This is a genomic window from Corynebacterium sp. LK31 (assembly GCF_014335015.1).
GTDB lineage: Bacteria > Actinomycetota > Actinomycetes > Mycobacteriales > Mycobacteriaceae > Corynebacterium > Corynebacterium jeikeium_D.
In genome coordinates this window covers 251,350-276,949 of the sequence record NZ_PDGW01000006.1, presented here as the reverse complement: position 1 = coordinate 276,949, position 25,600 = coordinate 251,350, and the positions used below count along the sequence as shown (strand labels likewise).

Here is a 25,600-nt window from a genome sequence, read left to right as displayed (position 1 = left end):
TCTGTGGCCTTGTGGGAAAGAAATCTCGTAAGAAGAATAATCAGGCCCCGGAGGGCATGAGCCGTCGTCAGGCGAAGCTGGCAGCCCGCGCTGCTGAGCGTGCAGCGCTGCTGGGTAATCCGCGTCCGTTCAAGGACTTCGACGAAGAGGCTGACATCGTGGCTGTCCGCGAGTTCGCTCCGGCTGTGGTCATTCCGGTCACGGTCGCTGACGCCGAGCGTGACATCAAGCTCTGCACCGTGCTGCCAGGCGGCGTTGCTGCCCTGACGCGTGCCGCTGACCAGGGCAATGAGGCTTTCGTCGCGCTGCAGACGCAGGCGCGCACCAATGACGGCGCTGCGGATCTCTCCCGTGCGCTGGCATGGGCCCGTGACGCAGAGCCGGGCCAGCAGCTCTCCTCCGCCACTGACGGCGAGGCCGCACCGCTTACCGACGTCCTGACCGCCGTGGATCTCGACAACCTGGAGGTCCACCAGGACTTCGAGTGGTGGATTCCCAAGGGCATTGAACGCACCCCGATGATCGAGCAGAACCTGGCCGTGGCTAACGACGCGATTCTCCCGTCGTACCGCCTGGATGCGAAGGTCGCTGGCGCTGTGTGGTGGATTGATCCGGGCGAGCGCGCTCACATCCGCTGGGTGCGCCGTGAAGATGAGAAGCCACTGCTGGACGCCTTGGCACGCGTGCACGCTGCGGACAACCTTTCGCTGGGAGAGGGCACTAAGTTCGCTGGTGTCTTCCGCACCGATGGCCTGCTGGTGCCGGTCTGGGACCTGGATAACACCAAGCCGCACGACCACTGGATTGCTGCCGTGGAAGAGGCCGACAAGCGTATCGCTGAGGCGCTGGCCAGCGAAGAGCCGCTGACCGCCGAAGAGCGCAAGTCCCGTGAGACCATCGTGTCCCGTCAGGTGACCATTCGGAACTAGGCGTAGCTGGTTTAAGAACTAACGCGTGTGGCTCAGCAAAATGCTAAGTCACACGCGTTAGTTGTCTCGAAAGCTATCTGAAGCTGTTTTAGCTACCTTCTTGACTATCTCAGCTCCGCAAAAAGTGCTGGCGCTTCGATTTCGTCCCAGAGCAGCACATTGCCCGCATAACCGGTATCCATGGCGCCTGAGGTGGGCACGGTAAGGGAATCGGAACCGAAGAGCATGCGCAACATCAGCCAGGTCAGATGCCAGACATGGTCACCATCGCCGACGAACACGGCCTTAGTGCCAGCATTGGCCAGGCGAATCCAGCGGTAGGGGTTGAGCCATACCGCAGGTGATTTCAGGCGTCCCATCAGCGCGCTCATGAACTCACGCTGCCGCTCTACGCGGTCCAAGTCTCCCTGGGCGGTAGCACGCGTGCGCACGTAACCCAGGGCGCCCGCGCCGTCGAATTTCTGGCAACCGGCCTGGATATTCAGGCCCGCCAGCGGATCGTCGATGGCTTCTTCAGGGCACATCTCGATACCACCGACAGCATCGACGACACCGGCGAAACCGCCAAAGCCAATTTCGGCGTAGTGGTCGATGTGGATTCCAGTGTTTTTCTCTACGGTATCGATGAGCAACTGGGGGCCACCAAATGCGAATGCCGCATTGATCTTGTTCTTGTCATTGCCCGGGATATCCACGAAGGAGTCACGCGGGATACTGACCAACTTCGGCTTACCGAGCACCGGAATGTGGGCAATCATGATGGTGTCGGTGCGCTGGCCGAAATCACCACTGCCCGTCGACAGCTTGGCGGCATCTTCCTCTGACAAGCCCGTACGAGAGTCCGAACCGACAAGCAACCAGTTGGAGGACATCGTATTGGCAGGGCGATCTGCCAGACCGGAGAACGCATCGACCCTGGTCAGGCGGATGTCGACAAGTGCCATCGTGACGACAAGGAAGATGACGAGAAGCAGGATGATGGATTTAAAGCGCAAGCGTGGCAGTCGCAAGCGTGGCATGCGGAACCCAGACCTGACGCCGGCGCCGTCACGACTGCCACGGCGTCCACCACGGCCAGAACTCGCTGCTTGTGGGGCACTGTAGTAGTCCTGTGACGAGCCGCGCGAGGAAGATTGGAAATCCGCATCCGGATTATATCCGGGTGGGGGAAACCGCGGATCGCTGCCAGCGCGTCCGCTACCGGCCCGGTTCATTGGTGGACGGGACTCAATGCGCGTTTCGTTCAGTGGCGCCTGCCGACGTTCCGGTTGCGGCCTAGACCTGCGCGGAGGCATAGGCGCTGGGCGGGCTGCCCCTGCCCTAGATGGGCGGTCGGAACGGGGCGGGATGGGGCGTCGTGAAGCGCCACGCGAATCGGCCTCACGGGGGCCGGCATGCTTCGGCGACGCCTCGTCCACACGGCGGTAGATGGGGCGGCCATAGCGATCTTTAAGCGGCCTACCGTATCGGTCGCGGGCAATGCGCGAGTCGTCGAAGTTGCCTTCCATACCAATAAAGAATAGGCAACGACAGTGGACTAAGAGAACCGAGACAGCAATACAAGTCTTGGTAGCGCTGGCGTTACCCTGCATGCGACGTGCTGAAAGGGGTTGGGAACGAAGAAGAATATGCTGGAAATATGTCCGCAATGAACCAGAACAACGAACGTGCAGTCAACGACTCGGATGTTTACGTCAAGAGCCGGCATGGTGTCCCTAGGGATTTCTTCGCCTGTGAGGCGGCGGGGCTGGGTTGGCTGCGCGAGGGCGAATCTGACGGCGGTGCGCGCGTAGTGGAGGTGCTGGGCGTGAGCGGGCATGCGCTGAAATTGCGTCGAATTGAGTCGAAAGCGCCGACTCCACAGGCGGCGTACGATTTCGGAAAATCGTTGGCCATTACCCACAATCTGGGCGCCGTTGGCTGGGGTGCCGGCCCCGATGGGTGGGAGGGGCACGGTTACTTCGGTCCACTGGATCAGCCCCTGCAGATGGACCTGACTCCACGGGAGAGCTTCGGTGAATACTGGGCGAAAGGGCGTCTGCTGCCAGCGCTGGGAAAGTTGGAAAGCTCCTACAATAACCGTCAGCTAGATATCTTTGACCAGCTCATTGAGCGCCTCTTGGCTGGGGATTTCGACAACGAGCCAGATGCTGCGCGTGTCCACGGTGACCTGTGGTGGGGAAACCTCATGTGGGATGCAGACGGCGCGATCTTGATTGACCCCGCGGCGCACGGCGGAGCCCGCGAGGAAGATCTGGCACTGCTGGCGCTATTCGGGGCAACGCATTTCGACGAGATCTTGCGTGGCTACGAATCCGTACATCCGCTGCCGGATTTCGCCGAGAGCTGCGAACTCCATCAGCTCTACGCCGTGCTCATGCACGCGGTGCTATTTGGTGGCGGATACGCCGGACAGGCGGCGGCAATGGCGGCGAAGTACGTGCGCTAGTTGGCGTTAGCAGCCTCCAGCACGCTAGCCATCTCCAGTAGCTCTGCCTCGCCGCAGCGCACCGCACCGATGTTGACGCTGGTGGCGGGGAGCTTCGCATTGGGCGTGCTGCCGCTAGTGTCCGGCACAGCAATGGGCACGGACACGCTTGCCCACCCAGTCAGATTCCACAGCGACAACCACGGTGTCCACCGGGTTTGCTCGTCAAAGTCCTCCCACGGCGCCAACGCAGAGAAATGCCCAATACGCGGAGGATCAAACGCCAGCGTTGGCGTAATCACCGCATCGACTTCCCAACGCGACCGAATCGCGCCGGGCAGAGCCATCCGCTGCTGATGTGTCGCCGCCGCCTCTGCTGTGGAAATCTCCTGGCCACAGGCTCGAATCCACTGCACAATCTCGGAGTAGTCCGCGCGCGGCAATTTCGTGGCCATTCGCGTGATGGTCCGTCGAAAAATCTCGAACACGTCCGGACCTGCCGGATCGTAGGGGCTGGGCACTTCCACCACGTCGTACCCGGCGTCGGCAAGACGGTCAGCCGCCGCCCACGCACCGTTTGCCCAGCGCTTATCGACGTCCACCTCAGCATGAAAAGGGCTGACAGTGACACCGATGCGAAGGGGACGCTGGGGCCGTCGGAAAGCATGCGGGGTTGCGGAAAGTGGCACCCCGGCCAGCAGTGCTGCGTCATCAACTGTGCGAGTGAGGAAGGCGGGCGTGGAGAGATTTCCACCCGCAATATCGTGTGCTGGCTTCAACCCAACGAGGCCACAGCAGGCGGCGGGCACACGGATAGAACCGCCGCCGTCAGAGCCCAGAGCTGCGGGAACGACACCAGTTGCGACAGCCACCGCGCTGCCGCCCGAGGAACCGCCGGGAGTGCGTGGCGTGGTATCCGGCTGATTGGACAGCTGATTGGGCGTGGCGAAGTAGGGGTTTTCTGGGGCCGGGTAGCCAATCGGCTCGGTGTAGGCCGTCATCCCGACCTCGGAGGTGTGCGTTGTCGCCGTGAGGACCGCGCCGCGAGCCAGCAGTTTCGCCACGGGTTCCGAGGTTTCGGTGGCGGTGAAAGCCAAGTTGGTCGAGCCCATCGTGCATTCGACACCAGCGATGGTGAATAGGTCCTTGATTGCCACTGGCAGACCTAGGAGGTCACGCGGGAGTCCGTGGCTAGCGCGCCGGGCGGGTTCGGATTCGGCAGTGAGGCTGCGCGCGCGGTCGACAGCGTGCTCGGCCAAGGACGTGGCAATACCGAAACGGGCGGGATTGGTCGCGGCGTCGTCGGCAAGCGTGGCGAATTCCGAAACGATTTCCGATACCGAGATTGCGCCACTGCGCACGGCTTCAGTGAGGGCGCGGGCGGGCATCTCGGAAGAAGAGGTCATGCAATAAGTGTAGAAGCCCTCTACTCTGAGCTTATGACGACGGTTACTTATTTGGGTCCTGCGGGCACATTCACCGAGCAGGCGCTGTGGGACATGGCGCGTGCTGGCGAGATTGATCCGGCAGGGGAATCCGCGGTCAATGCGGTGCCGGTGGATAGCCCCGCGGCTGCGCTTGGAGCCGTGCGCCGAGGGGAAGCGGACTTTGCCTGCGTGGCTATCGAGAGCAGCGTGGACGGTCCCGTTACACCAACTTTTGATGCCCTCGCCGCTGGGCCAGAGCTGCAGGTTTTCCGCGAAACCGAGGTCGGGGTGGTGTTCTCTATCCTGGTCCGTCCCGGTACGACGGTGGAACAGGTGCGTACTTTTACGACACATCCCGTAGCGTATCCGCAGGTCAAACAGTGGGTGGACGCCAACCTTCCGGGCGTGGAAGTTCACCAGGCCAGCTCCAATGCGGCGGCGGCCCACCAGGTCGCCGAGGGCACCCGCGACGCTTGCGCTGCCCCGGCCCGCGCGGGTGAACTGCTCGGGTTGGAGGCGCTGGCTACTGAGGTCGCCGACGTGCGCGGTGCCCGCACCCGTTTCCTGCTGGTGGGGCGCCCCGGCGTGCCGACGCCGCGCACCGGCGCCGACCGCACCTCGGTCTCCTTCACGCTGCCGAACCAGCCCGGCACACTAATGCGTGCCATGAATGAGTTCGCAGTGCGACAGGTCAACCTCACCCGCATCGAGTCACGGCCGACACGCGAGCTTTTCGGCCTCTACCGCTTCTACATCGACTGCAACGGCCACGTTGATGATGCACAGGTTGCGGCGGCTCTCGCGGCACTGCACGAATACGCCGAAGACCTGCGGTATCTGGGATCTTGGCCGGTCGCTGAGGGCGGTCGCCGCAGCATTATGACCCCGCCGCCGGATATCTCCCAGTCAATTGAGTGGGTCGACGCGCTTAAGGAAGGACGAAGGTAAAACATGACACCCGCCGCGCCCGAAAATCCAGTTGGACAGCTGCCTTTCCTCGATGACCGCCCAGACCGCCCTGAATCTGTCATGCCGGTTGATTCCCAGCGCATCATTTTCATCCGCCACGGGCAGACCACCGGCAACATCAACCGCCGTCTGGATACCGCATTGCCGGGCGCACCGCTCACCGACCTCGGTGTGAGGCAGGCGCGCAGTCTGGGACGTCTTTTGCTTCCCGACGTGCACAGAATCGGTGACATCGTCACATCCCATGCCCTGCGTGCCCGCCAGACTGGCGCAGGCGCGGTCGCAAGTCTGCACCACCTGGGAGAGACTTCTGTTCGCATCCGCCATGAGGGTGGCCTCCACGAGGTTCAGGCCGGTGACCTGGAGGGGCGCAATGATCGCGATGCGCACATGGAGTACATGCGCGCCTTCTACCAGTGGCTCAATGGGGAGCTGGAGTACCGCCTTCCCGGCGGTGAATCCGGTGCTGACGTGCTGAATCGCTACCTGCCGACGATACAGCAGCTGCTGGAGCAGACAGGAGCGACAGGTGGTGAATCCAAGGAGTCGAAGGAGGGCGGCAACAAGGATGTCGTCATTGTCAGCCACGGCGCGGCTATTCGTCTGATTGGGCAGTATCTGACCGGGGTGAATCCGGAATACGCACTGCGGCACCGCATTGCCAATACTGAGCGAATCGAGCTGGTTCCGAGCGCTGTGGACGTCGGCAAGCCTGCTGGCATTGAACCGGGCACGTGGGATGTGCGCCGCTGGGGCGACAGCGAGTTGCCTTAGACAGGCAGCTGGGCGGCGACCGTTACTGCTGGCCGTTATTGCTGGCCTTCCTGAATCTCGCGGCGCTTCTGAGCTGCCAGGCGTAGGCGTTCCGTGCGACGCTTGGATTCCGCTTCGTTGATTTCGTTGAGGAGTTTTTCTTCGTCATCATTGATGTTCAGTGCGGCGCGCCCGATGAGGGCAACGGCCGCAGCGACGATGAAGCCGAGCCATGCGTTGTCGATATTGGTTGCAAACATCAGAACGATAGAGACACATACGATGATGCCTGCAGCAGAGTCAACAATGTTGAGCTGGCGGCCCTTTTTCATCAGAGTCTGCAGCTCTTGATCGACACTTTGGTGCTGCGGTTTAGCCGGGGTGCCCTGTGAACTCTCGGGGGATGTCTCAGCGGGCAGGTCTGCGAAGAGTGTTTGTAGTTGGGAGCGGGTTTTAGCGACTGCGGCAGCTTCGGCGCGCTTGGAGAATTCATCGACATCCAAGTAGCCGTCAGCGAAATGATTGCCGAGACGCTCCATGGCAGCGTTGCGCTCCCTATCGCCGACCCTGATTTCTGGCTTCTCGCTCGAGTTGTCGCTCATGATTATTAAGGTTACAAGGAAGAAAGCTGCCGTGAAGAAGCCGAGAGGAACGAGACCGTGCACGGCGGGACAAACTTATCCGTAGCCGAGTCGGTCCAAATCCTCCTCTTCGAGGCCGAAATAATGCCCGATTTCATGCAGGAGAGTGACCCGAATCTGCTCCACCAGCTCCTCTTCGGTGCGGCTGATGCGGCAGAGCATGTCGCGATACAGGCTGATTTGGTCAGGCGGACCCCAGTGGTTGTTAGAACGCTCGGTCAGAGGTATGCCCTCGTAGAGGCCCAGCAGTGTGGGTTCGTCGAGGTTATACGGGTGGACCTGGATGATGACCTGATCGAGCTGGTCGAGAAACTGCGTGGGGATGCGGTCGATGGCCTCATCGACAAGTGCATCGAACCGCTCCGGGCTAACGTCAACCATTTATGGTGCTGCCTCGCAATGTCCTCTTGTTTTACTGGCCGATTGTTCTATTGTCCGGCGGGAGCGACTGCGTTATCCGCAGCGCCTGCTCCTGCGCCAGTACCGTCGGCACCGACCTCACCGACGTCACCTGTGCCAGCGCCAGCGCCAGCGTCACCCTGCTCCTCCCGCAGCGGATTGCGCGGTGGCGGAGCTACGGGCGGCTGGCCGTCGATAGTGAAGGACTCGTTAGCGTGGCCGTTGAGAGTGGAGAACCCGCCCTGGCCATTGTCCTTAATCAACCAGCAGTTCACACTGCGCGAGCCGGCATTGAGCGACTCCTGCGACAATGACGTCCAAAATGGCAGTAGCGTCGAGTTATACAGCGGGTCGTCACCGCCGAGGTAATTCTGCGCGAGAGTCACACACTGTTCCGCGAGCACATCATTTTGCTCCTGGTCAGTGGGGACGTTGTCACCGAAATGGTCGCGGAGATTGACAACTCCCGTCGACTCCATCAGGTGATCTTCCACGCACGGCACCTGGCGGATGGCGCCGTTTTCGTCCAATGTCACGCAGCGGCCGCCTTCGAACACGCGGGACTGGTCCTGCCCGGCCGCAGGACCGGACATGTGCGCCGTGTTGCCGTCTTCATCGACGACCTGGATACCGCACAGGAAGGTTCGGTCACCCTTTTCCCACTGGCTAGGTGAAGGAATGATCGGCGCCGTGATAAATCGACCGTCTGGATCGTACTGGCCGCCCAGGTATTCAGTCACAGTGTTGCGACACACGCCATTTTGCAGAGCCACCAAATTGTCCGCTGTCGGGTAGTTGGCAGTTTTGGCGTATTGCCCCGGATGTTCCTCGTAATCGGCGAGATTCAGTTTCTTGGCGACCTCATAAGCATGCGGCTGCTCACAGGGCACGACGCGGAAGTCAGAAACATTCAAATCTTCTGCCAGATTCCAGTCCAGACAGTTGCCCGCGGTTGCGCTGGTGAACGCCGTCGTCTCCTTGTCGACGATGGTCGTCGTTGTCGACGATGACGCGCTTGCCGACGAACCCTTGCCCCCAAGTGGCCCACTCGGTGGCTCGATGACTCCCGCTTGCAGCGCGAATGCCATTCCCGCGGCGCCAACCAGCATTGCCGTCGACAAAGCGCGCATTCCCCAGCTTCCACGGGAGTTATTCGAAGCGTTGGCATCGTTGCCGGCTGCGGAGGATGCACCAGCGCTGGCATCTGCGCCAGTACCTGCACCGGAGTCAGTGTCTGTGGCGGCAGCGTGCTCGCGATCCTGGTTCATATTGTCATCAGCCATAGTGACCCCATTGTGCACCGCCAATGAGCCTGTGGACAAGGTAACGCTAAAAGCGACAACGCTGCCATGAGCGTTGATGCCGTTGCAGGGAGCTCAGTCATCGACGCTCTGCCCGAGTTTGCGGTCCAAATTTGCTCAAGAGCTTTAAGCACTACAATAGTCCGGTATTCGTTCGCTACCCGAGGACACGAGTCTTGACCTGGACTGCACTACTCAGCCTGCTGGGCGTCCACATTATTGGTATGGCCTCACCAGGGCCTGACGTCTTCTTAATCCTGCGCCTTGCCACCAAATCCCGAAAGCACGCGATCGCAGCGGTTGCGGGTATCAGTACTGGCGCCACTATCTGGATGACCCTCACAGTTTTTGGGTTCGCAGCTGTCATCACCGCCAATCCTTTGCTGATGGGCGTAATCCAGCTTGTCGGTGGCTGTTATCTCATTTACATGGGTATCAGTATGGCCAAGGCAGGCATCAATACTCTCCGCGAACTGCGCGCCGGTGCCGCACCAGCCTTGGGAAGTGAGGCGCTCCGGTCACCGAAGGCGACGTTCCGCCAGGGTTTTTTCACCAACATGTCGAACCCGAAGATTGTTCTCTTCCTCGCGGCAGTGCTTTCACAGTTCATTCCCGCAGGCGCATCCGTGGGGACGCTTGTGCTTTGTACGTTGGTGCTAATCGTCTCCCAAATCGCTTTCTTCCTATTTATCGCAATCGTGGTGTCGACGGATGCCGTCGTCAAGCGAATGGTGCTGGCAGGGCCGTGGATTGACACTGTCGCCGGCGTGATCTTCCTCGTCCTCGGCGCGCTGCTGGTCGCCTCAGGAGCGGAAGCGGCACTCTAGCAAGCCTTGTGCCTGCTTGCCGACGTAAACCAGGTACTCTAGGGGACGTGATTGATCTCAAATTTCTCCGCGAAAACCCTGAAGTAGCCCGCGAGTCCCAGCGCACCCGTGGTGAGGACCCGGCATTGGTCGATCAGCTGCTGGAAGCTGACGCTAAGCGCCGTGAGGTTATTGCCTCCACCGACGCGCTGCGTTCAGAGCAGAAGGGCTTCGGCAAGAAGATTGGTCAGGCGTCGAAGGAAGAGCGTCCGGCCATGTTGGAGAAGGCCAAGGAGCTTTCCGACGCCGTGAAGGCAGCCGAAGCGGAGCAGAAGGAAGCCGAGGCTGAGGTCGAGCGTCTGCAGTACCTGATTGGCAACATCGTTACGGGTGCGCCCGCCGGTGGCGAAGATGACTTTGTCGTGCTGGAGGAAATTGGCGAGATTCCACAGTTCGATTTTGAGCCCAAGGACCACCTGGACCTCGGTGAGTCGCTGGGACTTATTGATATGGAGCGTGGCGTCAAGGTCTCCGGTTCCCGCTTCTACTTCCTGACCGGCTACGGTGCCATGCTGCAGCTGGCCATGATGAACCTGGCTGCTCAGAAGGCAACTCAGAACGGTTTCCAGCTGATGGTGCCGCCGGTGCTGGTTCGTCCGGAGACCATGTCGGGTACTGGTTTCCTCGGTGCGCACTCCGATGAGATTTACTACCTGCAGGAAGATGACCTCTACCTGGTCGGTACCTCGGAAGTCGCGCTGGCCGGCTACCACTCCAACGAGATTATTGACCTGTCGGAGGGGCCGCGTCGCTATGCTGGTTGGTCTTCCTGTTTCCGTCGTGAAGCGGGCTCTTACGGCAAGGACACCCGCGGAATCCTGCGCGTGCACCAGTTCGACAAGCTGGAGATGTTCTCCTACTGTCCGCCGGAGCAGGCGGAGGCAGAGCACCAGAAGCTGCTGAACATGGAGCGCGAGATGCTGGCCGCGGTCGATGTTCCGTACCGCATCATCGATGTTGCTGGTGGCGACCTGGGTGCATCCGCTTCCCGCAAGTTCGATACCGAGGCGTGGGTGCCGACGCAGAACACTTACCGCGAGTTGACCTCGACTTCGAACTGCACGACTTTCCAGGCTCGTCGTTTGAAGACCCGCTACCGCGATGCCGACGGCAAGTCGCAGTACTGCGCCACCCTAAATGGCACGCTGGCCACGACGCGTTGGCTGGTCGCCATTTTGGAAAACCACCAGCAGGCCGATGGTTCTGTGGTGATTCCGGAGGCGCTGCGTCCGTTCATGATGGGCAAGGAAGTTCTCGAGCCGGTTAAGCGAGCCGGTTAAGCGAGCCGGTTAAGCAGGTGCGGCCCCGCCCCAGTTCATCCGCGACTTCACGACACCTATGTCACCTCATGCCACCTCCACAGCTGGCATGAGGTGACGCCTGTGTCGTGAAGTGGCTTTTTTCAGGCGTGACTTGTTTAGCTGCGCTAAAAAATTAATTGGGGGATTGAGAAGGTAAAAACACCAGGAAGGTTGAGAGTAGAAACACAACCGAAAACACAACTGAACCAGGGGGATAGCCTCACTCGAGGTGGTAGAGGTTGTGTACAACATTCGGGATTACAGCAATTTTGCTGATGTGTCTTTCACCTGCTGATGTATCCTGCACCGTGATTTAAGCTGCTCCAGCTTTCTTCCACGCAGCCTTCAGCCCAGCTCGGAGGGGCAGGACGAGGCAGGCAGACGAAGCCACGACCGACGTCAGAGCAACACCAGCGTGGACTAAGGCCGGATTGAGCTTGGAGTTTTCTTCCGTGAGAACGCCGATCAGCTGAGATGGCGCAATTGTGCTTGCGAGCGCGCTTAGGGACGCGACGCGCAGAGTATCTTCGCGGTCATCTGCCTTGAGCAGCGAAGCAGCTGAGAATCCAGCTCCGACCGTAGAAACCACGAAGGGAAGAAGCAGAGTTTCCTTCGGTGCTGTCTTTTGAACTGCCTCGCCGTTTAGCTTCCATTTTGTGTGGACTTCGGAAGGCAACTGCTTCCAGCACCTGGTCAGTGCGACTCCGTGCGCAACCGTCACAGCCGCGGGGAGAAAAGCGGTCGCCTGCAGTGCGCGAGCCGGAATTTCAGAGATAACCTCACCGTCAATATCGTCCGGTCGGACAATCCCCAGCTTGGTCGCTACTGCGGCCCAGTTGATAGACCAGCCAAAACCCAACAGGTGAGGTTGGAGGATCCGCGGGTCGTCCATGTTCCACAGGGAAGCGCGACCGCTTTTGGTAAATACCCGAAGCGGGTTGGCGAGGTACCTGCGCAAGGTGCTTGGTTCACCAACTTGTTCGGCTACGCAATTTGCGTAGTCGGTTGCCGTTCCCAGCTCTTCGGCCAGGTCCGCGTGGACGTCGTTAAGCTCTTGCAGAAGACTCTCCTGCTCGGCGATGATCGCCTTGCGTTGTGCGTGCGATATGCCGATTTCGCGCAGTTTGTGGTCAATGGCAGTGAGGTAGGTGTTCATTGGGGCTCCTCGGAAAATAGTGCGGTCATGTCGGCGGATAGATCGATGAAGTCCTGATGTAGTTGCGTGAGTGTTTGCTTTCCTTTGGCTGTCAGTGAGTAGTACTTGCGAGGCGGCCCCTTGGGGGATTCCTCCCAGCGATTGCTAATCAAGCCGTTGGTGGTCAGACGCGAGAGCAGGGGGTAGACGGTTCCCGCAGGCGCGCTGAGGTGGGGGTAGACGTTGAGCTTTGCGACGAGTGCCGCGCCATAGAGCTCTTCGCGAGAAATCAGCTTGAGAATGGCGAGCTCAAGTACCCCTTTCTTCAGTTGTGTCTGTGGACGTTTGGGCATAGCGTTGTGCTTTCTTTCCGGCGGTATGGAGGAATCTGCCCGGGCAAAATGCTTTTCATACCTAGTACCTTGTAATACCAACTATACGCACAGTAGTTTGTATTGCCAAGTACTGAACGCCTATACAGCTGGCAGAGAACAGGGCAAAGAAAATGGGGGCAATTGTCAGAAGACAATCGCCCCCATTCCACCGGGTTAGCTCTATGAAGAACTCGTAACTGTTAGGAAGCAGATCGGTTCCTATTTAGCGTTCAATTAGATGCGCGCATCAAGCCAGGCAATAGCCGTCGCAATGGCCTCATGCTGTGCCGGCTCATTGAAGGTCTCGTGGAACTGGCCTTCGAACTCGATCAGCTGCTTGTCGGTGGACGAGATACCGTTGTACCAGTCACGCGAGAAGAACGGCGGCACAATCTCATCCTGGCCACCCATCATGACCAGGGTCGGCTCAACGAAGTCGACGGAGTTGGTGCCGTTGTAGGTGGCGGCAAACGCCATTTGTTGAGCCATGCCGAGCGAAAGCTTGGAGTTGTTGTACGGATCAGTGCCGTATTCATCACGCACTGCCTGGGAAGAAGAGGTTTTCGCACCCAGCGGGTTGCCAACCTGAATCAGGTCAGTGCCCGGCAGCGATGGGACGCGCATCTCGGTACGGTTCGGTACTTCCTTGAGCATGCGCGTGTTGAAAGTAGTCATGTCCTGGAACGGCAAACGCTGGTAAATCGTCGGCTGTGCTTCGCGCTGGACATCGGTCATGGCTTCTGGGGTGATGGTTTCGCCCTTGTCCGTGCCGCCGTAGGGGTTGAACAGAGCGCCACCGCCGTTGGCGACGATGCCGTCGACACTGCCCGGGTACTTGATGCCGTGGAAGTCCACAGCAAGACCGCCCATGGAGTGGCCGAGCAGGAAGGTCTTCGTGCTCGGGTTCTCCGCCTTGGCCTTCTCTACAAGCATGTGCAGGTCATCGACAAGCGAGTGGAAATCATCGATGTGGCCACGAGCAACTGGAGTGCCTTCAACCTGACCCGTGTGGCCGTGGCCGCGGTGGTCGAGGCGGTAGACGTTGTAGCCGGCGTTCAGAAGCTTGCCGGTTACCCACTCGTAGCGACCCAGGTGCTCTGCAGCGCCATGCACGACGACGACAGTGGCCTTGGCGTTCGGAATGGTGTTGGACTTCCAGTAAATCTGGGTGCCCTTGCCATCCTGTGAGGTCATGTAGCCGTCGGTGACCGTCACGTGGCGTCCGTCAACTGTAGTGGTCGGCGCCGGGGTAGTTGGCAGTTCGACCATTGCAGTGGACTGCGGGTCAGGGGTTGGCTCCAGCGGGTTCTTGATGAAGTCCGTTGGGGCTGCTGATGCTGCCGGGGTGGCCAGTGCCAAAGTCAGGGCGGTGGTCACACTCGCAGTGAAAATCGATGCGCGACGCATGATTGCTCTTTTCTATTTTCAATCGAGGAGTGGATGGTAGTGATAATAATTTTATTATAACAAACAAGCCCTGAATTTATAATAAAAATGGCTCGGAAAACCGAATCGGTTTTCCGAGCCATTTTTAGGCTCTTACGAGGACTTATTCAGGCTTCGGTGCCTCCTCAGCATCGGTATCCTCGACCCAGCCGTAGGTGCGTTCAACGGCACGGTTCCACTGGTGGAACAGGCGATCGCGCTCTTCGGCCTCCATCTTCGGACGCCACTTCTTGTCAATCGTGATGTGGGCCTTGACCTCATCCAAGCTCGACCAGAAGCCAACGCCCAGACCTGCACCATATGCAGCGCCGAGAGCAGTGGTTTCAATGTTGTTCGGGCGCGTGACAGTGACATCTAGGATGTCGGACTGGAACTGCATGAGGAACTCGTTCATGGTCATGCCGCCATCAACGCTCAGCGTCGTGATGTCCGTGCCGGATTCTGCGACCATGGCATCGAGAACCTCACGGGTCTGGTACGCAGCAGCCTCCAGCACAGCGCGGGAGATGTGGTTGCGGTTAACGAAGCGAGTCAGGCCGACGATGACGCCACGGGCGTCCGGCTGCCAACGAGGAGCGAAGAGACCGGAGAATGCCGGCACGATGTACACGCCACCGTTGTCCTTGACACTCTTTGCTTTGTTCTCGATGGAAGCGGCATTTGGAATCATTTGCAGCTCGTCACGCAGCCACTGAACAAGTGCGCCGCCCATGGAGACAGAGCCTTCGAGAGCGTAGACCGGCTTCTCACCCTCGACCTGGTAGCAGACGGTGGAGATGAGGCCGTGCTCGGACCACTTCGGGTTCTCGCCGGTATTCATCAGCATGAACAGGCCAGTGCCGTAGGTGTTCTTGGTGTCGCCCTCGCCGAAGCAGCCCTGGCCGAACATGGCGGCCTGCTGGTCGCCGAGAATACCTGTAATGGGCAGGCCGGCCAGCGCATCGCGGGCGCGAACGCGGCCGAAGTCGCCTACCGACGGGCGGATGTCCGGCAGCATCGACATTGGAATGCCAATCTCACGGCAAATGTCCTCATCCCACTCGAGGGTCTTGAGGTCCATCAGGAGAGTACGGGATGCGTTAGTGACGTCCGTTGCGTGGACTGCAGATTCGCCGTTGTCTCCCTCTGCGCCGCCGGTGAGGTTCCACAGCAGCCAGGTGTCGATGGTGCCGAAGAGCAGGTCGCCAGCCTCGGCCTTTTCGCGAGCGCCCTCGACGTTGTCGAGGATCCAGCGCACCTTCGGGCCTGCCGGGTAGGAGTTGATACGCAGGCCCGTGGTCTCACGCCAGCGGTCCGCGCCTTCATCCCCCATGAGCTCCTTACAGATGGCGTTCGTGCGGGTGTCCTGCCAGACGATGGCGTTGTAGACCGGTTCACCGGTGTTCTTGTCCCAGACGACAGTGGTTTCGCGCTGGTTGGTGATACCGATTGCCTCAATGTCCTGGGAGGAGATGTCGCCATCAGCGAGAGCTTCACTGACTACGCGACGGGTGTTGGTCCAAATCTCCTGGGCATCGTGCTCGACCCAGCCCTCTTCCGGGAAGATCTGCTTGTGCTCCATCTGGGCGATAGTGACGATCTCTGCGTCATGGTTGAAGATGATGCAGCGGGTGGAAGTAGTTCCCTGGTCAATGGCGAGGACATATTTGCTGTGCATCATGGGGGATACTCCTAGCGAAATTGTGTGTAAATGTGAGTTTTCGGACTTGCGCTATTTTATTGTGCGTTTACTCTCATATTCCCGTTATCCGATGGCAAAGGCAAGAGCGCCTGCAGCCACAGCTGCCAGCATCGGTGCGACAATCGGGACCCATGCATATGCCCAGTTCGCATCGCCCTTGCCCTTAATCGGGAGCACGAAAGCGTAGGCCAAACGGGGGCCGAGGTCACGAACAGGGTTGATAGCGTATCCAGTCGGGGAACCAAGGGAAAGACCAATCGACACAATGATGAACGAGACACCGAAGTAGGTCAGCGGGCCAAGCTCGCCGCCGGCTGGGCCGAACAGGATGAATGCGAGCAGAACGAAGGTCGCGATGAACTCGGTGACGGCATTCCAGAAGTTATTTGGATGAACCGGCGCGGTGAAGAAGTTGCCACCGGTTTCGGCATTCGCATTGGTCGGATTGCCGTTGTCGTCAACGCCATTGGCATCGAACAGCTGCTTAAACGCGGCCCATGCCAGGATTGCACCTACGAATGCGCCCAACAGCTGGCCTGCGGCATAGTAGGGGACCAGGCTCCAAGCCAGGCTGCCTTTGACTGCCAGGGCGACGGTTACCGCTGGGTTCAAGTGCCCGCCGGATACGTCGGCAATAGATGCGCCAGCGAAAACAGCCATGCCCCAACCGAAGGCAATGCCCATCCAACCAGCATTTGCTGCGCGGGTAGTCCGGAGGTTGATAGAGGCGCAGACTCCGTTACCGAGCAGAATCAGAATGGCGGTTCCGAAAAACTCCCAGAGGAATGCCTGGGATCCTGTGATTGTCTCCATGAGATGTAGAAACTCTCTGTGAGTCGTGACCGGGCAAGGTCACGATGAATCTTGCAACGTAGAATTCTTTAGGTATAAGAAATGCCGGCGAGAAACTATTTTTCGCCGGCACTTTTATTTCGACCCCATCAGCCCTTTGAAGTGCGAAGCCGTTTTCCCGAGAAGGAAGCTATTTCGTTGTGGCTACAGCGCTGGTGGCCATTCAAGAGCTAACTCGTATGGCCACCTAGGGGAGGGTGGGAAATGAACTAGCGGTCGAGGCTGACGTCGACATCCGCGCGAGTCTCCACTGCATGAGCAGCAATCTCGTTAGCGGCCTTGTCAGTCAGCTCACGTTCAGCTGCCAGGGTTGCTTCGACACGTTCGATGAAGACCTTGATTTCCTTCTCCATCGTGTCCTTGTCCCAACCCAGAGCTGGGGCAACCAGTTCAGCGGTGGCCCGGGCGCTGTCGACACCGCGGTGTGCGTACTCCATGGAGACACGCAGGCGGCGCTCCAGGATGTCGTCGAGGTGCTTTGCGCCTTCGTGGGTCACTGCATAGAGAACCTCAGCGCGCATGTACTGCTCAGCGGCCTCCAGCGGCTCGAGCAGGGACTTGTCCTCGGCTGCCGGAGCCAGAACCTCGTAGATGAGGGAGCCGTAGCGGTTGAGCAGGTGCTCGACCTGCTTTTCGGTGATACCGAACTGCTTGGCCAGCTCTGCCTTCTGGTTGTTCAGTGCGTGGTAACCATCAGCACCGAGTAGCGGGACATCAGCGGTGACGGACTCCGGTACCTTACGTGGGACATCCTGGACTGCAGCGTCAATGGTATCGGCACCGATGACGCGGTAGGTGGTGTACTTACCGCCTGCGACGGAGACCATGCCCGGAGCAACGTGGGCAACAGCGTGGTTACGGGAGAGGTTGGTGGTGGAGTCGGAGTCGCCTTCCACCAGTGGACGCAGACCCGAGTAGACACCGACGATGTCGTCGTAAGTAATCGGACGACGAACCTTGGCGTTGACGTGATCGAGGATGTAGTCGATGTCAGCGCGGGTAGCTGCCGGGTTTGCCAGGTTCATGGTCCAGTCGGTGTCGGTGGTACCGATAATCCAGTACTCACCCCACGGGATAACGAACAGGACGGACTTCTCAGTCACGAAGGTCATTGCCACCGAGCCCTCAAGAGCGGACTTCGGAATAACAATGTGGACACCCTTGGAGGTGTGGACGCGGAACTTGCCGGTGACGCCAGCCAGCTTCTCAATCTCATCGGACCAAATGCCGGTGGCGTTGACGAAAACGTTGCCGCGGATAGTGGTGGTCGCGCCAGTGTCGGTGTCAAGGAGCTTCGCGCCGACGATGCGCTCGCCTTCCTTCACGAAGTCGACAACCTGGGTGGAGGTGCGGACGTCAGCGCCGAAGTGAGCAGCGGTGCGCAGGACAGTCATGGTGTGACGGGCATCGTCAACCAGAGTGTCGTAGTAGCGAACGCCGCCGACCACGGCATCTTCCTTCAGGCCCGGAGCCTGCTTCAGGGTTCCCTTGCGGGAGTAGTGCTTCTGCATCGGAACCTGCTTGGCGCCACCCATGACGTCGTAAAGGAAGAAGCCCGATGCCATGAACGGACGCTCCCATACGCGGTGAGTCAGAGGGAAGACGAAGCGCAGTGGCTTAACCAGGTGCGGTGCCAGATGCGACATGGACAGTTCGCGCTCGCGCAGGGATTCAGCTACCAGGCGGAAGTCCAACATCTGCAGGTAGCGCAGACCGCCGTGGAACATCTTTGAGGAGCGGCTAGAGGTACCGCCTGCGAAGTCACGAGTTTCAATGACCGCAGTCTTCAAACCACGGGTTGCGGCATCGAGCGCAGCGCCAGCGCCTACAGAACCGCCGCCGATAATGACGACGTCGTATTGCTCGGTACCGAATTTCTCCCAGGTCTTTTCATGCTGTTCCTTGTTCAGAACTGCAGATGGGGCGAGAGATGAAGAGGACGACATTTTCCAATCCTTCCCGGTGGGGGCGTTGATTTTTTCGTCGAAGAGAATTTCTCGGCTCACGGCTCAGGTTACCAAAACTCGGCTTACTTGTGAGCGCCAACCTACGGTTACGTAGATATAAATAATGGGGCAAAAAGTCACGAAAATCGCGCCAGTAATGTTGTCCGATTTTCCGCAGGTAGATGGCTATGTTAATAGAGGTTTTCCACTTTTAGACTGAAAGTCAGCTGGCAATAAACCCCCCCATAATGGGGGTATCAAAGATGGCTGATGGGTGGGCAATGGGTGCACGGCGGGCGTGTGGCGTATTTGAGAGGCGATGACTGGAACTGCGCTCGCATTTACACATGAATATGAGCCTGTAACGACATTTATTCACGAGTCTCAGATACCAGTACATATTGCCCCGCTAAGGGGTGCGAAAGATTGTAGAGTAAAGGCCATGTTCAAGGATCCTGTGTACTTAACGATTATCGGATTGGCGCGCACCGTCTTCTTTGCCCAAGGTTTGAAGTTCACCGTTAAGGGCTGGGAAAACGTGCCGAAAGACTCTGGGGCCGTTCTCGTTACTAACCACACCGGATACATGGACTTCACCTATGTCGGTCTTCCATTCCGCAAGCACCGCCGTTTTGTCCGTTTTATGGCGAAGAAAGAAGTGTTCGACCACTCGGTCGCCGGACCAATCATGCGTGCTTGTAAGCACATTCCGGTCGACCGCACTGACGGCTCCAAGTCTTTCGAAGAGGCCTGCGCGAAGCTGGAAAACGACGAGTTGGTAGGTATCTTCCCGGAGTCGACTATCTCGCGCAGTTTCGAGGTCAAGAATTTGAAGTCCGGCGCAGTGCGTATGGCGCAGCGCACCGGCAAGCCCATCATCCCCGTGCTGATTGTGGGATCCCAGCGCGTGTGGACGAAGGGGCACCCCAAGCATCTCGGCCGCAGCAATACTCCGATTCACATTACGGTTTTGCCACCGTGGACACCGGAGGGGGATCCGGCAGAAGCCACCGAGAAGCTGCACGAAATCATGGATCAGGGCGTTCGTCAGCTCTGGGACGAGTACGCAGCTGAAGAAGGTCCCCTGCCGAAGGGCGCCTACTGGGTGCCGGCTCGTCTTGGCGGTGGCGCACCGACTTTCGAAGAGGCACAGGCAGAGGACCTGAAAGTCGAAGAAGAGCGCCAGCGTATCCGTCATTTGCGCGGTGACCTGGCTGCATTCAAGGAAAAGCTAGCCGAGTCGGCGCGTGAATTCGGCGATAACGCGCGTGAATTCGGCGATCAGACCAGGCAGCAGTTCCTCGATGCCTCGCACACGATGAGCGCGGAGTCTGCTCGTCGAAGGGAACAGACGACCGCGCTGTTGGCGCAGTTCCGTCAGTCTGTGGAACAGATGGCTGATGATGTCGTCGCCGGCGCCAAGGAGAGCAAGGAGTCCGTGCGTACTGCCACGGATTCGATGCGCGTGACGTTCCGCGAAGCGTACGTGCAGCTCGAGAAGGCCTCCGCCTCTGGTGTTGAACAGACGCAGCAGACCGTTTACCGTCTTATCGGCCAGTCGATGATGATTCGCGACAAGCTTCCACAGCGCTTGAACAAGCTCATCACCGCTCAGCCGGAGACGTTTATCTTCGATTACCCCGCATCGCTTGCCGACGACGCGGGCACAATTAGCGAAGAAACTATCAAGGCCTTGCAGCAGCTCGGTGATGTCGGAGCCACAATCGTTGTTCTGCACGAGTCGGGAGATAAGCCGAATCTATCGGCTTTGGAATCGGTTGACCTGCAGGTCGTGGAACTTCCGGAGGGCGCCAGCAAGCTGGACGTCACAAATGCGGTGGTTAGCACGCTGCGCAAGCAGGCTCGCAAGGAAGAAACCGCGATTCTTTTCGCCGGTCGCTCGAACTTTGAGGAAGCTACACAGCGTGTCGGCATGCCGGTAGTTATGGCCGATGCGGACTGGGCCTTGCTGAAGAACGCGGACTGGGTAATTGACACTGTCGAGCATGGGGGAGTAGCTGCAACGCTGCAGCTGTTGCACGATCGGTTCTGCGATGACGGTGAAGATGACAACAGTGAGGACGGCAAGTAGTTCGAAGTGACCGAGAGACTACATCCACTACTCGTAGCTTCGGATATTGACGGGACGTTCATCGACTCGCGGGAGCGGGTAACTCCCCGCCTGCGACAGGCCGTCACGCGAATGCTACGCCGCGGCACCCCGTTAGTGCTGGCCACGGGAAGGCCGGCCCGGTGGTTGCAGCCAGTGCTCGAGCAGCTGCCGGTTCAGCCGTTGTGCGTGTGTGCCAATGGCGCCGTGATTTACGACTCCGGCCGTGATGAAGTAGTTGCCGCCAACACACTGAAGCCAGAGACGCTGCGATACGTCGTTAAGCATGCGCGCGAAGCGACGCGATCCATCGGTGGAATCGGCATTGCGGCAGAGCGCGCTGGGACATCGGCGAATGACGCCATCGATGAGCTTTTTGTGGTGGCACCGTCCTATGACCATGCGTGGGAATCGGATGAGCACGGTGAGCTTGCTGAAGAGGCCGTGTTGTCAGAACCCGCGACGAAACTCTTGCTGCGAAACTCAGATGTGAACAGTGCCCAGCTATATGAACTGGTCGCCCCCGCAATTGACGCGAGCCTGGCGCACGTGACCTACTCCATGCCGGACGGGCTATTGGAGGTGTCCGCGCCGGGCGTGACTAAGCGCGCCGGGCTTGAATACGTATCTGAACTGGTCGGAGCGACCGCGAAAGATGTGGTCTGCTTCGGTGACATGCCGAACGATATCGAGATGCTGTCGTGGGCGGGCACGGGTGTGGCCATGGGCAATGCGGCTGACAACGTCAAGGAGATTGCAGACGAAATCACCGCCACCAATGATGATGACGGTGTTGCTCGTGTGCTGGAGCGCTGGTTCTAGCTAGCCTCGAGGTTTTTCCCGCGCCAGCTAGCTGACCAGTGCTCGACAGCGTCTGCTTCGGGTTTACTGCAGCGTTTACTTCAGCTCGGTCTTGACTTCGCCGGTGGTGCGGTCGAAGGTGATTGAACCGTTCTGGAACTCAGCGCGCTCGATGTTTCCATCGACCACCTGGGTCTTCGTTGGAGCGCCCAGCTTGCCGACCTCGAAGCCTTGGCGGGCCCACTCATCAGCAATCTTGCCCCAGATAGCGTGAGCGCCGGTGGTGTCGGAGTCGGTGATTACGCCGTTGGAAAACTTCACGTAGCGCAGGGCATCGGCCTGGCCAGCATTGTTCGCCACGGTAGAACCGCTCTGGATACCGGACATCGCGTAGCCGAGAACCGAGCCCATTTCCTCGGAGACTTGGCGCCATTCGGCAGCCAGGTCGTTCTGCTCATTGATAGTGATGATCTGGTCAATCAGAACCGGCAGGTCAGCAATCGACGGTCCGTTTTCAATCGAGCGTCCAACCGCACCCAGAATGGCATCGGCGGTCTGCCCCAGACCCGGTGCGCCGAGCATGCCCAGCGCCGAGGCCAGCATCGAACGTGCGCCCGAGACTGTCTCCAGAGCCTGTGCCTTCTGCTGCTCGTCGGATGCGCTCGGCGAGGAGGAGTTGCTCTGCTCGCTTGCCGACGGTGCGGAGGAGTCAGCCGTAGCAGTGTCACTGGTGTTCGTGGCGTCGGTTGGCTCCGAGGTATTCGAAGTGCCCGAGGTGGTCGAGTCGGAGCTCGACGTTGTCGACGAAGTGGTGCTCGATGCGCTCGAGGACTTCTCGGAGGACGAGGTCGTGGACGTGCCCGTGGATGCCGAGGTGGTCGAAGTGGTCGAGGTAGTAGAGCTAGTCGATCCCGACTCGGTTGACTCGGTCGATTCGGTCGACTGCGAATCTGCGTCTTCGGCGGTCTTATCGCCCTTTTCATCCTGCGGAACGAGGAGGTCAATCAAGCCATCTGGGCCCTCATTGTCAATCTTTCCGCTGGTGAGGCTGTTGTACTTCTTCTCGGCAATCGAGCGGATTTTGCCCATCTGGGCGTAGCCAGCATCACCTGGGCAGGTGGTGTTACCAACATCGCGGTGCGCGAAGATGGTCGGCAGAGTGACCTGCTTGCCGTAACCATACTTGGAGTAGCTGGTGCCACCCGAAGTCATCTGAATCTGGCCGGTCGGCTTGACGCCGGCGACCTTCAGACGCCAACCAATCATGTTGCCCACCGAGTTCAGTGCAGCCTCACTGGGAGCAACCGAAGTGTAGTTACCCATCATGGAGATGCCGAAAGTACCGGTGTTGAAGCCACCTGCGTGAGCGCCCTGGACATTCTTATCCAGGCCACCGTAGCGGCCCTCGAAGATGTTTCCGTACTTGTCGACCAGGGCGTTGTATCCGATGTCGCACCAGCCCAGAGTCTGTGCGTGGTACTGGTAAATGCCGCGGACGATACCAGCGGACTGGCTCTCGGTGTAGTTGTTTGAGCCAGCGGTGTGGTGCACGGTGGCACCGACAAGCTTGCTGTCGTAGTCCGCGCCCTTACAGCGGTTATTCTCGTTGGCACCCCAGCCGGCACGGGTAATGACCTTCGGCATGCCCGTGACATTCTTGGCGTCCACAATTGGGTCGATACCGGATGCGGCAGCCTGGCCGTCAATAAGCACTGCGTCGACCTGGTCGATTGGCAGTTCATCGGCGACCGGCTCGATGTCCGTCCACTTCACCGGGAGGTTCGGCGAGTCCAGATCTGCAGCGTCGTTAGTACTCGGAGCAGTCGGGTCATCGAGTGCGTCCTCAGGAGCTGCATCCGGAGTCTGCTGGTAGTCGGAAGCGGCATCGTCAACGGCCTTGGCGACATCCTTGGCTGCATCCGTAGCGGATTCCTTTGCATCCTCCACGGCCTTCTTGGCGCCCTCAGCATTAATCTCGTCGAGGTTGAGCTTGGACAGATCCAACTTCTCGGCGCCCTTGATGTCCTTCAGATCCACGCCGGAACCCGGGCCGAAGATGTTGAGCCCGTGGGTGGAAACCTGAACACGCTTGGTTGGCTCGATGTAGATGAGCTCCGTTCCGTTCAGACCGTTGCCATTGCCTTCAGCGGGGTAGTCCGGGTCGACGCTGAACCAGTCGGACCAGGAGCCATCGGCGCGCTCGGCGCGGACGAAGCTGGCGATATCAGGGTCACCGGCCCACGTCAGTGCAAACTGGGAAAACTCGGTATCGGAGGTAATTTCCTTGACGACACCGCGGTTGGGATGAGCCTCGTCGGCAAGCGACTGCGTTGCGATTGCCGCGTCTTCGACGAGGACAGAGGCGCTGTCTGCAAGCGACTTGCTCTGGACGATCGGATCGATGGGGCTGGTGCCGTTTTCCTCGATGAGGTCATAAGCGGCACCTGCGCCGACAACGGCAACGGGTGTCAGGGCAAGGGTCGCCACGGCAGCGAGTACCAAGGATTGCTTGGCACCTGCGCGGCGATTGATGCGGCGGCGACTAAACACGGTAATAACTCCTGGGTGATTGCGAAGATCTGGTGCTACACCACAAATGTGATGTGGTTATGCCTGTTGTGGATAAGCGGGAGACTTAGTTCTGAGGTGCGAACCAGGCCTGCGTAGCTTCGGCAGGGTTGGCTGGCAGGGAATCAGTTAGAAACTCACCGAGAACCTCGCCTGGTGTGGGCGTTTCCACGTTTCCGAGGGAACCGCCGTTGTCGCCCGACTCGCCGGTGCCCGGAATCGACGGAATGCTGGCGGCCTCTCCGTCCTGGTTGTTCGAATCCGTCGAGCGGCCGGCGATACCCGCTCCGCCGGCGCCATCAAACTTGGCTTTGGCTGCAGCGCGGATGGCATCCATCTGCTGGTAGCCGAAGGTGCCCGGGCATGAGGTGTAGCCGGTGTCGCGGTGGCCGAAGATGGCCGGGAGGTTCACGGTCTGGCCGGAGCTGTAGCGTGCCTTCGAGTAGCCGGCGCTGGTCAGTGCGGCGGTGGACATCGGATCGACGCCACCGACCTTCATGCGCCAGCCGACCATCTCGCCGAGTGCAGTGACGGCCGCATCCGGAATCTCCAGCTGGTCGTGATTGCCCATCACCGAAATACCGAAGGTGCCGTTGTTGAAGCCACCTGCGTGTGCGCCTTCGATGTTCTTGTCCAGGCCGCCGTAGCGCCCCTCGTAGATGTTGCCGTACTTATCGACCAACGCGTTGTAGCCAACATCGCCCCAGCCCAGCGTCTTTGCGTGGTAGGCGTAAATGCCTCGGACAATGGCTGGTCCCTGCGACTCTGAGTAGTTATTGGAACCCGCGGTGTGGTGGATGCACGTGCCCTTGAAAGTGCTGTAGGAGCTCGAACCGCTGCGGATGGACTCATCTGCGCCCCATGCTGCACGGCTGATTACATTTGGCGCACCGGCAATCGACGACTCGTACGCAACTGGCTGAATAACCTCGCCGACCTGCTCTACGCCGTCGATGAAAACTGCCTGGACGGCGTTGAGGGACAACGCGGCCGTAGCACTGACGAGGTCCTGCAGGGAACCGCCGATGGTTGCGGGGTCAAGATTGTCGATACCAATGATGTTGCGTGGATCTAGGCCCTCGAGGAGGTTCAGTCCGACAGTCGACACCTGCACGCGCCTGGTGGGCTCAACGAACAGCAGCTCGGTGCCGGACTGTCCGGAGTTATTCATCGGGCCGTGAGAATCAGCGTGGAACCACGGGCCAAAGCTGCCGTCTTCACGCTCGGCGCGAACGTAGAGCTGCAGGTTGTCATCGCCCGGCCAGGTCAGGGCGAACTGGGAGAACGGTTCGTCGCGGGTGATGTCCTTCACGAATCCGCGAAGCGGGTGCAGGGCATCGGTAATGGCATGCGTGCCGACGGCTGCGTCGTCAATCATCATCGTGACAGCGTCAACCAGCGGCGATGTCGAGATCTTGGCTGCGATGGGGCCTACGCCTGGGCTTTCAACCAGGGTAGGGGCCTGGCGAATACTCCATGTTGCTAGTGGAGCTGCGGCAGTAGTAGCTGCCAGTCCATAGAGGAAGGTGCGACGGCCCATCGACGGGGCATTGATGCGACGGCGAGTTGGCACGGTAAAAGCTCCAAAAAAATGGGGTACAGGGTTATCGACCCGAGGCCTACCCCAGGGTCGAAGGGAAGGAAAGTTGCAAAGCAACAGAAAATTCTGAGGA

Annotated in this window: 21 protein-coding genes; 8 read left to right on the top strand and 13 right to left on the bottom strand. The window is 59.4% G+C overall.

Annotation, left to right across the window (positions count from 1 at the left end; all coding sequences use genetic code 11):
* Positions 1–11: 11 nt before the first annotated feature.
* Positions 12–929 (top strand): DUF5926 family protein, encoded by a 918-nt coding sequence (locus CRD18_RS01580; protein ID WP_048731261.1) that lies wholly within the window; start codon positions 12–14, stop codon positions 927–929.
* 104 nt (positions 930–1,033) lie between these two features.
* Here the strand turns inward: CRD18_RS01580 and CRD18_RS01575 are convergent, their stop codons facing one another.
* Positions 1,034–2,437 carry an LCP family protein gene (locus CRD18_RS01575; protein WP_241482465.1) on the bottom strand — a complete coding sequence of 468 codons (1,404 nt, stop codon included), beginning with the start codon at positions 2,435–2,437 and terminating at the stop codon, positions 1,034–1,036.
* 131 nt (positions 2,438–2,568) lie between these two features.
* On the opposite strand from CRD18_RS01575, the gene CRD18_RS01570 reads away from it, so the two are divergent.
* Positions 2,569–3,378, top strand: a complete 810-nt coding sequence (locus CRD18_RS01570; protein WP_049190932.1) for a fructosamine kinase family protein — start codon at positions 2,569–2,571, stop codon at positions 3,376–3,378.
* On the opposite strand, the gene CRD18_RS01565 is transcribed toward CRD18_RS01570, so the two are convergent.
* Entirely contained in the window at positions 3,375–4,763 is a 1,389-nt protein-coding gene (locus CRD18_RS01565) for an amidase (protein WP_049190935.1), read from the bottom strand. The two genes, CRD18_RS01570 and CRD18_RS01565, sit on opposite strands and share 4 nt — an antisense overlap.
* A gap of 33 nt (positions 4,764–4,796) precedes the next feature.
* Between CRD18_RS01565 and pheA the strand changes: the two genes are divergently transcribed.
* Both pheA and CRD18_RS01555 read left to right on the top strand, forming a co-directional pair.
* Positions 4,797–5,732 (top strand): prephenate dehydratase, encoded by a 936-nt coding sequence (gene pheA / locus CRD18_RS01560; protein ID WP_049190938.1) that lies wholly within the window; start codon positions 4,797–4,799, stop codon positions 5,730–5,732.
* 3 nt (positions 5,733–5,735) lie between these two features.
* On the top strand, positions 5,736–6,527 hold the full coding sequence (locus tag CRD18_RS01555) for a histidine phosphatase family protein (RefSeq protein ID WP_070652835.1): 792 nt from the start codon (positions 5,736–5,738) through the stop codon (positions 6,525–6,527).
* A gap of 35 nt (positions 6,528–6,562) precedes the next feature.
* On the opposite strand, the gene CRD18_RS01550 is transcribed toward CRD18_RS01555, so the two are convergent.
* From CRD18_RS01550 to CRD18_RS01540, 3 genes are all read right to left on the bottom strand, one after another.
* Positions 6,563–7,108, bottom strand: a complete 546-nt coding sequence (locus CRD18_RS01550; RefSeq protein ID WP_069359729.1) for a DUF1707 domain-containing protein — start codon at positions 7,106–7,108, stop codon at positions 6,563–6,565.
* A gap of 75 nt (positions 7,109–7,183) precedes the next feature.
* Positions 7,184–7,528, bottom strand: coding sequence for a metallopeptidase family protein (locus CRD18_RS01545; RefSeq protein WP_038626990.1), 345 nt, complete (start codon positions 7,526–7,528; stop codon positions 7,184–7,186).
* A 47-nt stretch (positions 7,529–7,575) separates the two neighbouring features.
* A complete protein-coding gene (locus CRD18_RS01540) occupies positions 7,576–8,829 on the bottom strand; it encodes a septum formation family protein (RefSeq protein ID WP_240593260.1) in 1,254 nt (417 codons plus the stop codon).
* Positions 8,830–9,023: 194 nt separating this feature from the next.
* Between CRD18_RS01540 and CRD18_RS01535 the strand changes: the two genes are divergently transcribed.
* Positions 9,024–9,674 carry a LysE family translocator gene (locus tag CRD18_RS01535; protein WP_016421665.1) on the top strand — a complete coding sequence of 217 codons (651 nt, stop codon included), beginning with the start codon at positions 9,024–9,026 and terminating at the stop codon, positions 9,672–9,674.
* A gap of 47 nt (positions 9,675–9,721) precedes the next feature.
* Positions 9,722–10,993 carry a serine--tRNA ligase gene (gene serS, locus CRD18_RS01530; protein WP_070767085.1) on the top strand — a complete coding sequence of 424 codons (1,272 nt, stop codon included), beginning with the start codon at positions 9,722–9,724 and terminating at the stop codon, positions 10,991–10,993.
* 334 nt (positions 10,994–11,327) lie between these two features.
* On the opposite strand, the gene CRD18_RS01525 is transcribed toward serS, so the two are convergent.
* From CRD18_RS01525 to CRD18_RS01500, 6 genes are all read right to left on the bottom strand, one after another.
* Positions 11,328–12,170, bottom strand: coding sequence for a hypothetical protein (locus CRD18_RS01525; protein WP_187406463.1), 843 nt, complete (start codon positions 12,168–12,170; stop codon positions 11,328–11,330).
* Positions 12,167–12,502: a PadR family transcriptional regulator gene (locus tag CRD18_RS01520; RefSeq protein ID WP_187406462.1), complete on the bottom strand. Its 336-nt coding sequence runs from the start codon at positions 12,500–12,502 to the stop codon at positions 12,167–12,169. Before CRD18_RS01520 ends, CRD18_RS01525 begins: the two co-directional genes overlap by 4 nt.
* A 255-nt stretch (positions 12,503–12,757) precedes the next feature.
* On the bottom strand, positions 12,758–13,930 hold the full coding sequence (locus CRD18_RS01515; protein WP_187406461.1) for an alpha/beta hydrolase: 1,173 nt from the start codon (positions 13,928–13,930) through the stop codon (positions 12,758–12,760).
* 142 nt (positions 13,931–14,072) lie between these two features.
* The gene (glpK, locus tag CRD18_RS01510; protein ID WP_049171835.1) at positions 14,073–15,629 is read right to left on the bottom strand and encodes a glycerol kinase GlpK; all 1,557 of its coding nucleotides are present in this window, start codon (positions 15,627–15,629) and stop codon (positions 14,073–14,075) included.
* An 84-nt stretch (positions 15,630–15,713) separates the two neighbouring features.
* Entirely contained in the window at positions 15,714–16,463 is a 750-nt protein-coding gene (locus CRD18_RS01505) for an MIP/aquaporin family protein (RefSeq protein ID WP_179078173.1), read from the bottom strand.
* A gap of 248 nt (positions 16,464–16,711) precedes the next feature.
* A complete protein-coding gene (locus CRD18_RS01500; protein WP_070566654.1) occupies positions 16,712–18,448 on the bottom strand; it encodes a glycerol-3-phosphate dehydrogenase/oxidase in 1,737 nt (578 codons plus the stop codon).
* Between the two features lie 442 nt (positions 18,449–18,890).
* Here CRD18_RS01500 and CRD18_RS01495 point away from each other — a divergent pair, with 442 nt between their 5' ends.
* Both CRD18_RS01495 and CRD18_RS01490 read left to right on the top strand, forming a co-directional pair.
* Entirely contained in the window at positions 18,891–20,540 is a 1,650-nt protein-coding gene (locus CRD18_RS01495; RefSeq protein ID WP_070866410.1) for a 1-acyl-sn-glycerol-3-phosphate acyltransferase, read from the top strand.
* A 6-nt stretch (positions 20,541–20,546) separates the two neighbouring features.
* Complete coding sequence (locus tag CRD18_RS01490) at positions 20,547–21,380, top strand: Cof-type HAD-IIB family hydrolase (RefSeq protein ID WP_070437289.1); 834 nt, start codon at positions 20,547–20,549, stop codon at positions 21,378–21,380.
* Positions 21,381–21,455: 75 nt separating this feature from the next.
* Here CRD18_RS01490 and CRD18_RS01485 read toward each other — a convergent pair whose 3' ends face one another.
* Both CRD18_RS01485 and CRD18_RS01480 read right to left on the bottom strand, forming a co-directional pair.
* A complete protein-coding gene (locus CRD18_RS01485) occupies positions 21,456–23,909 on the bottom strand; it encodes an N-acetylmuramoyl-L-alanine amidase (RefSeq protein WP_070866409.1) in 2,454 nt (817 codons plus the stop codon).
* 85 nt (positions 23,910–23,994) lie between these two features.
* Complete coding sequence (locus CRD18_RS01480; RefSeq protein WP_070566660.1) at positions 23,995–25,500, bottom strand: N-acetylmuramoyl-L-alanine amidase; 1,506 nt, start codon at positions 25,498–25,500, stop codon at positions 23,995–23,997.
* Positions 25,501–25,600 lie beyond the last annotated feature (100 nt).

What these genes read in the sequence shown, in the direction of transcription:
- CRD18_RS01575 (WP_241482465.1), bottom strand. Translation starts at nt 2,437, where the DNA reads ATGGAAGGCAACTTCGACGACTCGCGCATTGCCCGCGACCGATACGGT.
- CRD18_RS01570 (WP_049190932.1), top strand. Translation starts at nt 2,569, where the DNA reads ATGTCCGCAATGAACCAGAACAACGAACGTGCAGTCAACGACTCGGAT.
- CRD18_RS01565 (WP_049190935.1), bottom strand. Translation starts at nt 4,763, where the DNA reads ATGACCTCTTCTTCCGAGATGCCCGCCCGCGCCCTCACTGAAGCCGTG.
- pheA (WP_049190938.1), top strand. Translation starts at nt 4,797, where the DNA reads ATGACGACGGTTACTTATTTGGGTCCTGCGGGCACATTCACCGAGCAG.
- CRD18_RS01555 (WP_070652835.1), top strand. Translation starts at nt 5,736, where the DNA reads ATGACACCCGCCGCGCCCGAAAATCCAGTTGGACAGCTGCCTTTCCTC.
- CRD18_RS01550 (WP_069359729.1), bottom strand. Translation starts at nt 7,108, where the DNA reads ATGAGCGACAACTCGAGCGAGAAGCCAGAAATCAGGGTCGGCGATAGG.
- CRD18_RS01545 (WP_038626990.1), bottom strand. Translation starts at nt 7,528, where the DNA reads ATGGTTGACGTTAGCCCGGAGCGGTTCGATGCACTTGTCGATGAGGCC.
- CRD18_RS01540 (WP_240593260.1), bottom strand. Translation starts at nt 8,829, where the DNA reads ATGGCTGATGACAATATGAACCAGGATCGCGAGCACGCTGCCGCCACA.
- CRD18_RS01525 (WP_187406463.1), bottom strand. Translation starts at nt 12,170, where the DNA reads ATGAACACCTACCTCACTGCCATTGACCACAAACTGCGCGAAATCGGC.
- CRD18_RS01520 (WP_187406462.1), bottom strand. Translation starts at nt 12,502, where the DNA reads ATGCCCAAACGTCCACAGACACAACTGAAGAAAGGGGTACTTGAGCTC.
- CRD18_RS01515 (WP_187406461.1), bottom strand. Translation starts at nt 13,930, where the DNA reads ATGCGTCGCGCATCGATTTTCACTGCGAGTGTGACCACCGCCCTGACT.
- glpK (WP_049171835.1), bottom strand. Translation starts at nt 15,629, where the DNA reads ATGATGCACAGCAAATATGTCCTCGCCATTGACCAGGGAACTACTTCC.
- CRD18_RS01505 (WP_179078173.1), bottom strand. Translation starts at nt 16,463, where the DNA reads ATGGAGACAATCACAGGATCCCAGGCATTCCTCTGGGAGTTTTTCGGA.
- CRD18_RS01500 (WP_070566654.1), bottom strand. Translation starts at nt 18,448, where the DNA reads ATGTCGTCCTCTTCATCTCTCGCCCCATCTGCAGTTCTGAACAAGGAA.
- CRD18_RS01495 (WP_070866410.1), top strand. Translation starts at nt 18,891, where the DNA reads ATGTTCAAGGATCCTGTGTACTTAACGATTATCGGATTGGCGCGCACC.